Source organism: Polaromonas sp. YR568, assembly GCF_900116715.1.
Taxonomy (GTDB): Bacteria; Pseudomonadota; Gammaproteobacteria; order Burkholderiales; family Burkholderiaceae_C; genus Polaromonas.
Window position 1 is genome coordinate 44,451 of sequence record NZ_FPBM01000012.1, and the last position, 12,352, is coordinate 56,802.

The window sequence follows — 12,352 nt, forward strand, 5'->3', positions numbered from 1 at the left end:
GTCAGTCTGCTTCCTGCTTGTTGTTCTGTGATTTGCCGGGTTGGGTGGGCACCGGCACGCGAAGCTGCCACGCGGCCACCATGGCCAGCACGCACAGGCCGGCCAGCATAAGGAAGGCTTCGTTAAAAGCCGCCAGCCGCGCCGGGCTGCTGGTGGCATTGGCCAATGAGTCGCCATGGGCAGCCAGCCGCCACTCCAGCACGATGCCGCACAAACTCACGCCGATGGCGCCGCCCAGCATGCGCAAGAAATTGATGGCGCTCGCACCTTGCGACAGCAGGTGTTCATGCAAGGGCCGCAGCGAGCCCAGGTTGAGCGAAGGCAGGATAAAACCCAGCCCGATGCGCCCCAGCGTGGCCCACATCACCAGCATCCACAAGCCCGACGCCAGGCTCACCGTGAGCATCAACGCGAATGACGCCGCCAGCAGAGCCAGGCCGGTGCTGACGAGAAGCCAGGTCGGGTGCTTGTCAGCCAGGCGACCCACACCCGCAATCGTGGCCGCCAGCACCAGGCCCGCGGGCAGCAGAATGGTGCCGACGTGCGAGGCCGAGAGGTTCAGGCCCAGCTGTAAATACACCGGCAGCAAATAGGTGGAGCCAAACAGCGCGGTGCCATAGATGAAAGCCACGATGCTGCCCATGGCAAAAGGCCGGTAGCCGAAGAGCGCCAAGTTCATCAGCGGCGCACCACCGGTCGCGGCCAGGCGGCGCTGCCACCAGATAAAAGCCGCCAGCGCCGCCAGTGCCGCGCCCAGCAAGACAAAGGCATGCGCGCGCCCTGCGCCGTGCAACTCGACCATGCCGTTGAGCAGACACAGCGTGCCCACCGCACCCAGCAGCAGGCCGCGCCAGTCGATCATCGCGCCCTGGCGGTTGGCTGCCACGCCGCCCGGCGCGGTGTCGGGCACATAGCGGTACGCCATCCAGAGCGACACCAGGCACAGCGGCACCACCATGAAAAAAATCGAGCGCCAGCCGAACAGATCGACCAGGATGCCGCCCACGCTGGGGCCCAGCGCCGGCGCCAGCACCACGCCCATGCCGAAGAGGCCGCTGGCGCGCCCCTGCTCATGCGGCCCGAAGGCCCGCATGATGATGATCGCGGGAATCGGCTGCACCACGCCGGCCGCCAGGCCCTCGGCCACGCGCGCGCCCAGCACCAGGCCGAAGCTGTTGGCCAGGCCTCCCACAATGCCGCCGGCCATCAGCAGCACCATGGTGCCCACGTAGGTGCGGCGGTAACCGTAACGACCCAGCAGCCAGGGCGTGGTCAGCATGGAGACCGTCATCGCCACCATGAAGCCCGAGCTCACCCACTGCGCGCGCTCCTGCCCCAGCGTGAAGTGGTGGCTCATGTCGGGAATCGCCACATTGACGATGGTCGACGACATGATGGAGGCCATCGTGCCAATCATCACGGCCAGCAGCAGCAGCCAGCGGTAACGCGGGCCGTGGTGCGCCTGCAGGTCGGCGAGGGATGCGGACATGGCTGTCCGGACTCAGTCTCTCGGCTCGGACCAGAGCTTGCCGCCGGTGGCCCAATTTTCGCGCTTGATGTCGGTGATCAGGATGTCCACGGACTCGGGCTGGCCGCCGAGGATTTCGACGCTGACGCGGGTGATGGCCTCAACGAGCTTTTTCTTCTGCTCGATGGTGCGGCCTTCCATCATTTCGACGTGGTAAGTGGGCATGGTGTCCTCTGGGGTGTTGTGGTTGATTGGGGCTTGAGCCGGGGGGTTGGTACAGGGTTTTGCGGGCAGCCGGTGGGCAGCCCGTCAACATGTCTGACACCCGATGATAAAAGCAAGCGGCCCGCCCTGTTTTGTCGGCCTGCACTGACAGCATGACAGGTGTTGCTGCCGGGGGCGGGAGAGCAGGCGGGCGCTATCCTGTACCCTTTGCCTGAAGCCTCAGCCTTGCAGGCCCCATTTATCCGGGCAAGCCCTTGTTCTTCACCACGCCATCCCGATCCACCGAGCAGCCCCTGCCTTTGCTGGCCGGCCGCAACTACCGTTGCCACTGCGGGCAGCCGGTATTCTTCCGCAACAGCAAATGCCTGGCCTGCGGCACGCCGCTGGGCTACGACTGTGAGCGCGGCCTGCTGCTGCCGCTGATGCCGGGCCCGCGGGAGGGCACCTGGCAGGAATGGCAGGCGCAAGCCGCACCGGCGGCCGCGCCGCCTGACGACGCCCAGCCGCCCCCGCTCGAAACCATCCCCGGCCAGGAATCCGCCGCCGTAACCGCACCCGCACCGGTTGCCGCTGCCGACGGCGTCCCGCCTGTCCAGGCCGTGGCCCTCGAAAGCGGCGAGCCGCTGTACAAGCGCTGCCTCAACCTCTCCACTCCCGCGTCCTGCAACTGGCTGGTGCCGGTCGAAGACCCTGCCGACATGTGCCGGGCCTGCCGCCTCAACCGCACCATTCCGGACCTGACCGACCCGGCCCTGCCCGACAACGGCTACCTGTGGGGGCGGGTCGAGCTGGCCAAGCGCCGCCTGGTGTCTTCGCTGATCCTGCTCGGCCTGCCTGTGGCCTCCCGCATGAGCGAAGACACCGGACGCGGCCTGATGTTCGACTTCCTGCGCTCGCCGGTGAACGGCCCGCACATCATGACGGGCCACAACACCGGCCTCATCACACTCAATGTGGATGAAGCCGACGATGCCAAGCGCGAAGCAGTGCGCAAGGCCATGCGCGAGCCCTACCGCACGCTGCTCGGGCATTTCCGCCATGAGGTGGGCCACTATTACTGGGACCGCCTGATTGCCGGCACGCCCTGGATGGACGGCTTTCACGAGCTCTTCGGCGACGAAACACTGGACTACAAAGCCAGCCTGCAGCGCAACTACGACGAAGGCCCGCCCGCCGACTGGCCGCTGCACTACGTGAGCGCCTACGCCAGCACCCACCCCTGGGAGGACTGGGCCGAGTGCTGGGCGCACTACCTGCACATGCGCGATGCGATCGACACGGCGCTGAGCTTCGGCCTGAGCGTGGACCATTTCGACCTGGAGTTCACGCCCTTCACCATCGACGCGCTTCACCAGCCGGAACACCCCGAGGCCGAGCAGTTCCTGACCTTTTTGAACCACTGGACGCGCCTGACCACCATGCTCAACGAGATGTCGCGCAGCATGGGCCAGCCCGACTTCTACCCCTTCATCCTGCCGACCGAGGTCGTGGCCAAGCTGCATTTCATTCACCTGGTGGTGTCTTCGGGTAGCTGGCTGCAAGAGCAGGGGAACGCGCAGCCACCGGCGCAAGGCCAGGTAGAGGCGCCGGTAGAGGCGCCGGCGCAAAGCGAAGCAGGTGGAGAAATGATTGCCGCGACTCAGTCGCAGCAATCCCAGGGCCAACAACAAGGCTCTTGAATCGAAAATAGCTTCAAGCCAACTGCAAGCCAATAAAGACAAGCGTAGGCAGCTACTCTTTTGATAGCAAAGACTGAGAGACTGAAAGGCGGATTGCGTTAAAGTCGGCCCACCGTCCACCCTTCAGGCCTCACCCACCCATGCCCGCCCGGCCCAAGCGCCACCACTACAGCGTCTACGTGATCGAGCTAGGGCCCGAGGTGTGGGACGTCGCGCGCTTTCGCCGCGCCAACCCGGACTACCAGTTCGGCAAGCCCTTTGTTTATGTCGGCATGACGGGGCTGGACCCGGACGTGCGCTTTGACAAACACAAGGCCGGCATCCAGGCCAACCGCTACGCGCGTGATTTCGGAGTACGCCTTTTGCCGCGGCTGTATGAGATGTACAACCCCATGCCCTACGATGCGGCGCGCGATATGGAGGTCGAGCTGGGCATCGCCCTGCGTGAAGCGGGTTACGGGGTCTGGCAGGCCTGAGCCCTACCGCCCCTTCTGTGGGCTCAGGGCTATTCCAGCGCGTTCACGCTGACGCCGTGCTGCCCGGAAAACGCCTTGAGGATGTCGGCGATCTCCGCGTCCTGCAGCGTGGTGGTCAGCTCAACGAGCTTGTTGCCGCTGCCCTTGTGGCTGTCGCTCACCGCCACGGTGGCCGCGGGGTCGGTGGCGGCAAACAGTTTTTGCAGCGACGGGCCGAGCGAGGCCATCACGCCGTCGGCCCCGGCTGAGGAAGCTCCAGCGCCGGAGTCCGCCGTGTACTGAACTTCAAACGAGAAATTGGTTTTCGGATTCATGCGGATGCCGCCCTTGCGTTGTTATTTGAGCAGCGTGGCTGTCAGGGTGATTTCCGGCACGCTGGCCAGTGCTTTCGACAGCGGGCAGCCCTTCTTGGCGCCGGCGGCAATTTCCTGGAACTTCGCCTCGTCGATGCCGGGGACCACGGCTTCCAGCGTCAAGGCAATGCGGTCGATCACGAAGCCGTCGCCTTGCTGAACCAGGCGCACGCGTGCACGGGTGTCGATTTTGTCGGTGCTGAACCCGGCCTTGTCGCAGGCAAAGGAAAACGCCATGGTCAAGCAGGCCGCATGCGCGGCGCCCAGCAGCTCTTCCGGGTTGGTGCCGCTGCGGTCGTCTTCAAAACGGCTGCCGAAGCCATAGGGATAGGCTTTGAGCGCGGCGGTTTCGGTGCTGATCTGGCCCTGGCCTTTTTTGCCCCGGCCTTCCCAATGAACGGAGGCGGATTTTTCAGTCATGGTGGTCTTTCGGTGTGGTGTTGGCGGTTTGAACAGGCGCACCCTTCGCCGCAAACAAACGATCACTGGGAGATCACTGGGGTTGCGGGCAGGATTCGGGTGGGGTCGAAAGGCCAGTGTGCGCGCCGGCCGGCGGGCTCGGCGTCAGACAGGGCCGCGAGCGCCGGCTTGACGCTTTCCTACAGCGGCCGGCAGCCGCATTCAGCTTAAGCCGTTTCAGCCTCGGCCTGAGCGGCCGGGGTGGTCTGCGAGGTGACTTCCGAGGCGACGGCGTCCAGCGCCTGCGCCACCACGCCATGGCTGTCGACCGGCCTGAGCAGGCGTTCGCGGATCAGGCGTTCGCAGCTGCGCTTGGTCATGGAGTGAGGCTGGCCGCCATGGCTCACGAACATGAAGAGCGTGCCCTTGGTGCTGGCCCAGATCAGCTGGGCGCGCAGCCAGCGGCGGCGTGAATACAAGTCGACCCAGTGGCCCGAACGCAGGCCAAGCAATACGCGCTCGGCATCGCCCTGGTCCATGGCCGGCGCGGCGTTGGCGGACGCTTCCTGCTCGGCGAGCAGTTCGGCATGGGAAGAATCGATTTCTTCGCCCACAGAATCTGCGGTTTGCATGCCCGAGGAGCTTTCGTGCTCGTCCTCCAGCGGCGCAAGATCGCCCGGCGCTGTCGGCAAAGTGTCTTCAAAGCCCGCAGCATCGAGTTCGTCGCGTGCGAGCCAGGGATGGGCCGCGGCCTTGGCGCGGCGCTGCTCGGGCGTGGCCGGCAACTCCTCAGGCTCCAGCGGCATGGCGCCGGACTCTTCCGCATCGCGCTGGCTCTTCAAGCGGCGCAGCTTGAGCACCGGCCGGTGCAGCTTCATCAGGCCTTCAAAAAAGGGCTCGCTCTCGCGCGGGTCCTGGCCCAGCAGCTCCAGGCCTTCATGCAGCTTGGCCAGCAGGCCCGGGATCATTTCGATCAGCTTGGCCGGGCGCTTGAGCGTCACCTCGCGCTTGACGCTCCAGAGCAGGTCAGGCACCACGGAGCCGAAGCCCATGGGGTCGATCTGGTTGCGCGTGTCGGCCAGCTTGGCATGCGCCATGGCCAGCGCCCAGGGGCCGAAGAGGAAGTCCAGCACCAGGCCCGGCACCTGCTCCAGGTCCGAGCGCGTGCTCAGCTCAAAAGCGATCTGGTCGGCCTGCGTCTGGCGCTCTTCGGCAAAACGCAGGGCCTGCAGCACATTGCTGCGGTTTTGCGATTCTTGCTGGTCCTGCTCGTCCCAGCCGTATTCGAGCGTGGCCAGCGCCATGCCGAAAGGCTGCGCGTCCTCGATCGTGAGGCCGTTGAGGCCATTGAAGGCGCGTGTGACAGGCTCAAAAAATGCCAGGAACTCGGGGCTGAACTCGTCGTTGTACTTGAAGCTGCGCTGCGCCACCCGCTCCATGATGCGGCGCCCGGCGTGGCCTTCGTCGCTGAAAAAGCGCGGGTCCACCATGGCCAGGCGCAGCAGCGAAGGCTCCAGCGCCACGATGGCTTCGCGCACCGGCACCAGCAGGCGCGGGTCTTGTGCGACCTGGTTGACCAGCTTGCGCACCACTTCCAGCCCCAGCACCTGGCCGACTTGCTGGGCTTCTTTTTTGAGCTGGGTGCGGATGATCGCCCGCTCCCGGGGCTGGGCATACGAGCCCCACACCTGCGCATTGAGGTGGCTGCGTTCGTCGATCAGGCGTTGCGGCCGGTCGACGGCCGGCATGTCTTCGTAGTCAGACAGGTAACCAGGACGCGACTCGAGCGGCGCGGAGCCGGAGTCAGGCGCTTCCTTGAGTGCCGTCAGTTCCTTCTCAACCGTCTGGTAATAAGAAGGCGCCAGCCCGTGGTGCGCGTTGCCGCCGCCGCCGAACAGGAACTCCTGGAACAGCTCGTCCCGGATTTCGTAGTTGGACAGGTCGGCGTACTGCGGCGCCGGAGCGCTGGAGCCCTCGCCATAGCCGCCTTCCCCGCCGCCATAACCTCCACCTGCGCCGGTTCCGTCGCCATCACCACTGCCGCCGCCGTTGCCCGAGCCCATCGCAGCGGCGCTGGAGCCGTTGCCGCCCTGGCCGCGCCTGCGGCCCACGCTGGCCGGCGTCTGCAGCACGCGGTAGCTGGCGCCCTGCACGTTGGCCAGCTCCAGCTGGTTGACCAGCCGTTCATACAGCCGCTTGAGCTCACGCCCCAGTGGCGCCGCCAGGTATTTGAACCAGTGCGAGGCAATGGCCGGCTCGGCATGGCTGGCCGCCACCATCTCGCGCAGGGTTTGCGCAAAGACGTCGGGCCGCAGCGGGTTGAGGTCCGGCCGCACATTGGGCAGCCCCTGCACGGAACTGATCAGTTTGTTGAGTTCGGCCAGTATCTGCTCAACCGCGGGCAGCACCTGCTGGAGCAGGCGCGACGACTCGATGGCCTTGGAGACATGGCTGTCATCGACCAGGGAGAAGCTGGCGTGGGTCAGGGAGGCGAAGGCGCTGGACGACGCAGCAGCCGAGGCGGCGAGCTGCTGCGGGGATTCCTCGGGGGTTCTTGCCGCCTGCGCGGCCGTCGCCACATTGGCCTTGAAGTGCGCGAGCAGGTCGGCGGGGTACTGCACGCTCCAGGCGGCTTTGTGCTTCTGCAGGTCGCGCCAGGCGGTGGCCAGTTCGTCACGTTCGCTGACTTTGGTGGATTGCGTTTCCGCCACCTGCATGCCCGACACCGCATCTTCTATGCACTGCTCCAAGGCGGGCCGGGCCGCTTGGGCGGCAGCCTGGAGACAGGATTGAAGAACATCAGGTTGCGAAGCCATCTGGAGCCAAGGTTTGCGAAAAATAAAGGTGTAGCCACTCAGCCAGCCAGCTTGCAACCGTCCGTGCCGGGGCGAGAGAGGTGTCTAGGGTAAGGGCCAACTGTGTCTCCATCGAAATGCTTGCAAAATGTTTCACTTGGTTTCGCCTGTACACATATGGTTTGAAGCCCCGGGTAGAGAACTATTGGCCGTAATTTGCGCCTAAATGCCTCTGAATACCGGTTTTGATGTGACTCTTCGCACGTTGGGCAACTGCGAGGAACGGTCGGTTCCACACAACACTTTGGGGTGTGCAAAATGCCCTTCTGTGTTGCGGAGTGTGTTTAATGTTCTTTCTGTTCGAGATATTCCGGCCCTTCTTCTTACGCCGGGCCCCATCTGAATCTTCTGGCCGGTGCCGGCGTGCTTGCCTGGCCGGCGCACTTTTACTGGGCTTGTGCCCGGTCGCATGGGCTAACACCGTGCTGGAAAATGCCGCACTGCTGGGCATGGGTGCCGAACAAATCACCGCCGCCCTGCCCGATGCACAGCCCGTCAGGGCGCCACGGCGGCTGCCCTCAGGCGCGCTGGGTTCGCTTCGTGTGGCCGATGCGGCGTGCGAGGGCGCGCGTTTCGAGCAAACCCTGTACTTCAATCACCAGAAGCTGGCGCAGATGGATCTGGTGCTGCTCAACCCGGCGTCCGGCCCCGGGTCGGAGAACGCCATGGCCCACGTCCATGAGGCGCTGCTGCAATCCCTGCGTGCGAGGCTGGGCCCAGAGCTCGCCGCTTTCGGTGCAACGCCAGGCGCCGTCGCCGACACCGCCTCCTGGGTCAGCGCGGATGCCGACGTGATGCTGTTTCGCTCAGGACGGCCTGAGCACCCCAGCCTGCGGATCGTCATCAAGCAGCGGCAGCTGGTGGATGCGGGCGAGCTTTAGGCGCGCCGGGTACGAATGAGGATTCCCCGCCCATAAAAAAAGGCGCTTCACAGCGCCTTTTTCAGTTCAGGGCAACAGCACTCAGACGCCGGCCTTGACCTTCAGGCGCCAGGCATGCAGCAGCGGCTCGGTGTAGCCGCTGGGTTGCTCCAGGCCCTTGAAGACCAGGTCGCAAGCCGCCTTGTACGCCGACGAGGTTTCGAAGTTGCCCGCCATTTTTTTGTACAGCGGGTCGCCGGCGTTCTGGCCGTCAACCACGGCGGCCATGCGCTCAAAGGTTTCCTTGATCTGGGCATGGGTGACGATGCCGTGCAGCAGCCAGTTGGCCATGTGCTGGCTTGAAATGCGCAGCGTGGCGCGGTCTTCCATCAGGCCGACGTTGTGGATGTCGGGCACCTTGGAGCAGCCCACGCCCTGGTCGATCCAGCGCACCACATAGCCCAGAATGCCCTGGGCGTTGTTGTCGAGTTCCTGCTGGATCTCGGCGGGCGCCCATTGCGCGTCGGGCGAGACCGGCACCAGCAACAGCTCGGGCAGCAGGCGGGCGATTTCGGATTTCAGGTCGACCTTCTTCTCGATGTCTTTTTGCACCGCCGCCACATTGACCTGGTGGTAGTGCAGCGCGTGCAGCGTCGCGGCCGTGGGCGACGGAACCCAGGCGGTGTTGGCGCCGGCTTGCGGGTGCGAGATTTTGATCTTGAGCATGTCGGCCATCAGGTCGGGCATGGCCCACATGCCCTTGCCGATCTGGGCGCGGCCGCGCAGGCCGCAGGCCAGGCCCGTCAGCACATTGCTGCGCTCATAAGCGCTGAGCCACGGGCTGATCTTCATATTGCCCTTGCGGATCATCGGACCGGCCTGCATGGCGGTGTGCATCTCGTCGCCAGTGCGGTCCAGGAAGCCGGTGTTGATGAAGGCAACGCGGCTGGATGCTGCTGCGATACAGGCCTTCAGGTTGACGCTGGTGCGGCGCTCTTCGTCCATGATGCCGAGCTTGACGGTGCTGTCGGGCAGGCCCAGCACTTTTTCGACGCGGCGGAAAAGTTCGTCGGCAAAGGCGACTTCGTCGGGGCCGTGCATCTTGGGCTTGACGATGTAAACCGAGCCCTTGCGCGAGTTCTTGATGCCGGCCTTGCCCTTGCGCTTCAAATCGTGAATCGCGATCGCGGTGGTGACGACCGCGTCGAGGATGCCTTCGGGGATTTCTTTCGTCGATCCGTCCGCGGCGGTGTACAGCACGGCCGGGTTGGTCATCAGGTGGCCCACATTGCGCACAAACATCAGCGAGCGGCCGTGCAACGTGACCGCCTTGCCTTTGGGCGAGGTGTATTCGCGGTCGGGGTTCAGGCCGCGGGTGAAGGTCTTGCCGTCCTTGGTCACGTTTTCGGTCAGCGTGCCCTGCAAAATGCCCAGCCAGTTACGGTAGGCCAGCACCTTGTCGTCGGCGTCCACCACCGCGACTGAATCTTCCAGATCCAGAATGGTCGACAGCGCGGCTTCGACTACCAGGTCGCTCACACCGGCAGCGTCGGTTTTGCCGATGGGTGTTGCGCGGTCGATGCGGATGTCCAGGTGCAGGCCGTTGTGTTGCAGCAGCACCGACGAAGGCGCAGACGCCTTGCCCTGGAAACCGATGAACTGGCTGGCGTCTTCCAGCGTAGTCGTCTTGCCGCCTTTGAGTGAGACCACCAGCTTGCCGCCCTTGACGGCATAGCCCGTCGAATCGATGTGCGAGCCCTTCTTCAGCGGCGCGGTGCGGTCCAGCACATAACGTGCGTACTCGATCACCTTGGCGCCGCGCACCGGGTTGTAGCCTTTGCCTTTGGTGGCGCCGTTGTCTTCAGAGAGAACGTCGGTGCCGTAGAGCGCGTCATAGAGGCTGCCCCAGCGTGCGTTGGCGGCGTTCAGCGCATAACGCGCGTTCAGGATAGGCACCACCAGTTGCGGGCCGGCCTGCTTGGAGAGTTCGGCATCGACATTGCCGGTGGTGATGGTGACTTTCTTGGGCGAGGGCACCAGGTAGCCGGTCTTTTCGAGGAAGGCACGGTAGGCCTTCATGTCGGTGATGGGGCCGGGGTTGGCTTTGTGCCAGGCGTCCATCTCGGTCTGCAGGCGGTCGCGCTCGGCCAGCAGGGCGAGGTTTTTCGGCGCCAGGTCGGCCACGATGGCGTCAAAGCCCTTCCAGAAAGTGGCGCTGGCCACACCGGTGCCGGGCAGCACTTCGTCTTCGACAAAACGGTAAAGATTGGTGGCAACCTGCAGGCGATGGCTGGCGGTGCGCGGTGTGGTGTTTGTTGTGCTCATGGTGTGGTCCCTTTTCTCAAAAATTCAAAAGCTCAAAACTCAAAGATTCAAAAACAATTCAAAACCTGAAGCGTGAATGCCGAATCATTGCAGCGGCAAGGACAGCACATCACGCAGGCTACTGCCGGTATGCACGGGCTGCGTGCCCAGTTCTTCAAACGGCAGCTGGTAGCGGTTCACCCAAAGCGTCTGGTAGCCATACCAGGTGGCGGCCAGCGCGTCCCAGCTGTTGCAGCTCACAAAGCCGATCTGCTTCGCTTCGAAGCCGGTCGCGGCGGGCCCGAGCGCGTAGGCCTCGGGCGCCGTCTTGTATTTGCGGATGCTGTCCACGCTGATCACATGGTCCAGCACGCCGTCCAGCCCGGCCGACTTCACAGCCACGTCCAGCATGGAAGGGTCGCCGTTGGAGAGGATACCGGTGACGATGCCGCGCGCCTTTAGCGCCTGCAGCACCTCGCGGTTTTCAGGAAAGGCCGACAGGTGGCGGTACTGGTTCATGAGCTGCTTTTCCTGGGCGGCGCCCAGGTCCAGCCCCAGCCGCTTGCATGCATAACGCAGGCCAGCCCGCGTGAGGTCCCAGAACGGCTGGTAGTGCGCGCCGCCATTGCTGATGGTCACCAGGCGGGTGTATTCAATCTGCTTGTCGCGCCACAGCACGCCCAGCGCTTCACCCTTGCCCGGAAACAACTGCTCCGCCAGCAGGCCCACGCTGTACACGTCGAACAGCGTGCCGTAGGCATCAAACAGCACGGCGCGCAGTTTGACAGGCGAGTTGGAGCGGGGCTTTTCCATAAGCCTCTACTGTATTTGATACACCACGCGCGATTAATTACCGCGAAATCGCTTTATCTGTGACATTGATCTACCTAATTCAGCAGCGAAAGCGCTGAGAACCACCGCCGGTTATAGCTGCGCCCCGAGTTTCCGGGCCGCCTGCAGCACCTTTTGGACGTGCTGCCCGTCGTAACGCCCGGCCGGCATGGTCAGCGTCAGCGCGGCGGCCAGGCTGCCGTCGGCCCTGAAAACCGGCGCCGAAATGCCGGCCACGCCTGCCAGGCGGTCGCCCGTTGCCGAGAAATAGCCTTGCTCCCGGATGCGGGCATAGAGGTTTTTGTCTTTCGCGCTGGCGGCGGCAGGTTTGGGGCCAAAGGCCGACAGCACGCGCCCGCCCGTGCCGCGGTTCAGCGGCAGCACGTCGCCGGCGCGTATGTGGTCGCGCACCGGCTGGGGCGAGTCAACGCGGTACAGGCACAGGCGCACGGCTTCAGAGCCCTGGCCTTGCATCACATGGTAGGCCGCGCTTTCGCGCGTGGCCGCCACGAGGGCACGCAGGGCCGGCATCACCACGCGGTCGAGTGAAAACGAGGCGGCGTACACCGCATTGAGCCGCGCCACTTCATTGCCCAGGCCATAGCTGCCGTCATCCAGCCGCTGCACCAGACGCGCGTGCTCCAGCGAAGCCAGCAGGCGCAGCACCGTGCTTTTGTAGAGCTGCGTGCGGCCGGCGAGCTCCACCAGGCTGAGCGAGGCGTCGCCCGCGCGGAAGGCCGCCAGCAGCGTCAGGGCGCGGTCGACCGCGGCCGCGCCGCCGGGCGCTGCGTGGCTGTCAGCCACAGATTCGATTTGGGCTTTGCGGGGCATGTCGTGCCTTTCAGGGAAGCAGGGGCATGATGGTGGTCGGCTTGACAAGCCGCGGCGAATCACGGAGCATT

Annotated in this window: 11 protein-coding genes; 3 read left to right on the plus strand and 8 right to left on the minus strand. The window is 64.7% G+C overall.

The genetic code is table 11. The annotated features are described in order from the left end of the window. Position 1: 1 nt before the first annotated feature. Together BM408_RS20285 and BM408_RS20290 are read right to left on the minus strand one after the other, a co-directional pair. Entirely contained in the window at positions 2 to 1,489 is a 1,488-nt protein-coding gene (locus tag BM408_RS20285; protein ID WP_092132273.1) for an MFS transporter, read from the minus strand. A 12-nt stretch (positions 1,490 to 1,501) separates the two neighbouring features. Continuing rightward, entirely contained in the window at positions 1,502 to 1,693 is a 192-nt protein-coding gene (locus tag BM408_RS20290) for a 4-oxalocrotonate tautomerase (protein ID WP_092132274.1), read from the minus strand. A gap of 254 nt (positions 1,694 to 1,947) precedes the next feature. On the opposite strand from BM408_RS20290, the gene BM408_RS20295 reads away from it, so the two are divergent. Then, entirely contained in the window at positions 1,948 to 3,372 is a 1,425-nt protein-coding gene (locus BM408_RS20295; protein ID WP_092132276.1) for a zinc-binding metallopeptidase family protein, read from the plus strand. Between the two features lie 140 nt (positions 3,373 to 3,512). Further along, positions 3,513 to 3,848 carry a hypothetical protein gene (locus tag BM408_RS20300; RefSeq protein ID WP_092132278.1) on the plus strand — a complete coding sequence of 112 codons (336 nt, stop codon included), beginning with the start codon at positions 3,513 to 3,515 and terminating at the stop codon, positions 3,846 to 3,848. 29 nt (positions 3,849 to 3,877) lie between these two features. On the opposite strand, the gene BM408_RS20305 is transcribed toward BM408_RS20300, so the two are convergent. The 3 genes from BM408_RS20305 to BM408_RS20315 form a co-directional block, all read right to left on the minus strand. After that, a complete protein-coding gene (locus BM408_RS20305; RefSeq protein WP_092132280.1) occupies positions 3,878 to 4,162 on the minus strand; it encodes a hypothetical protein in 285 nt (94 codons plus the stop codon). 21 nt (positions 4,163 to 4,183) lie between these two features. Then, positions 4,184 to 4,621, minus strand: coding sequence for an OsmC family protein (locus BM408_RS20310; RefSeq protein ID WP_092132281.1), 438 nt, complete (start codon positions 4,619 to 4,621; stop codon positions 4,184 to 4,186). A gap of 206 nt (positions 4,622 to 4,827) precedes the next feature. Next, entirely contained in the window at positions 4,828 to 7,416 is a 2,589-nt protein-coding gene (locus tag BM408_RS20315; protein ID WP_092132373.1) for a DUF1631 family protein, read from the minus strand. Positions 7,417 to 7,877: 461 nt separating this feature from the next. Here BM408_RS20315 and BM408_RS20320 point away from each other — a divergent pair, with 461 nt between their 5' ends. After that, positions 7,878 to 8,336, plus strand: coding sequence for a hypothetical protein (locus BM408_RS20320; protein ID WP_092132283.1), 459 nt, complete (start codon positions 7,878 to 7,880; stop codon positions 8,334 to 8,336). A gap of 81 nt (positions 8,337 to 8,417) precedes the next feature. Here BM408_RS20320 and BM408_RS20325 read toward each other — a convergent pair whose 3' ends face one another. The 3 genes from BM408_RS20325 to BM408_RS20335 form a co-directional block, all read right to left on the minus strand. Then, positions 8,418 to 10,640, minus strand: coding sequence for a malate synthase G (locus tag BM408_RS20325; RefSeq protein ID WP_092132284.1), 2,223 nt, complete (start codon positions 10,638 to 10,640; stop codon positions 8,418 to 8,420). Between the two features lie 84 nt (positions 10,641 to 10,724). Further along, on the minus strand, positions 10,725 to 11,432 hold the full coding sequence (locus tag BM408_RS20330; RefSeq protein WP_092132286.1) for a haloacid dehalogenase type II: 708 nt from the start codon (positions 11,430 to 11,432) through the stop codon (positions 10,725 to 10,727). A gap of 111 nt (positions 11,433 to 11,543) precedes the next feature. Continuing rightward, positions 11,544 to 12,281, minus strand: coding sequence for an IclR family transcriptional regulator (locus BM408_RS20335; RefSeq protein WP_092132287.1), 738 nt, complete (start codon positions 12,279 to 12,281; stop codon positions 11,544 to 11,546). Positions 12,282 to 12,352 lie beyond the last annotated feature (71 nt).

Excerpts from the sequence above, each read along its gene's own strand:
- BM408_RS20290 (WP_092132274.1), bottom strand. The coding sequence starts at position 1,693 with ATGCCCACTTACCACGTCGAAATGATGGAAGGCCGCACCATCGAGCAG.
- BM408_RS20325 (WP_092132284.1), bottom strand. The coding sequence starts at position 10,640 with ATGAGCACAACAAACACCACACCGCGCACCGCCAGCCATCGCCTGCAG.
- BM408_RS20285 (WP_092132273.1), bottom strand. The coding sequence starts at position 1,489 with ATGTCCGCATCCCTCGCCGACCTGCAGGCGCACCACGGCCCGCGTTAC.
- BM408_RS20330 (WP_092132286.1), bottom strand. The coding sequence starts at position 11,432 with ATGGAAAAGCCCCGCTCCAACTCGCCTGTCAAACTGCGCGCCGTGCTG.
- BM408_RS20305 (WP_092132280.1), bottom strand. The coding sequence starts at position 4,162 with ATGAATCCGAAAACCAATTTCTCGTTTGAAGTTCAGTACACGGCGGAC.
- BM408_RS20335 (WP_092132287.1), bottom strand. The coding sequence starts at position 12,281 with ATGCCCCGCAAAGCCCAAATCGAATCTGTGGCTGACAGCCACGCAGCG.
- BM408_RS20300 (WP_092132278.1), top strand. The coding sequence starts at position 3,513 with ATGCCCGCCCGGCCCAAGCGCCACCACTACAGCGTCTACGTGATCGAG.
- BM408_RS20310 (WP_092132281.1), bottom strand. The coding sequence starts at position 4,621 with ATGACTGAAAAATCCGCCTCCGTTCATTGGGAAGGCCGGGGCAAAAAA.
- BM408_RS20315 (WP_092132373.1), bottom strand. The coding sequence starts at position 7,416 with ATGGCTTCGCAACCTGATGTTCTTCAATCCTGTCTCCAGGCTGCCGCC.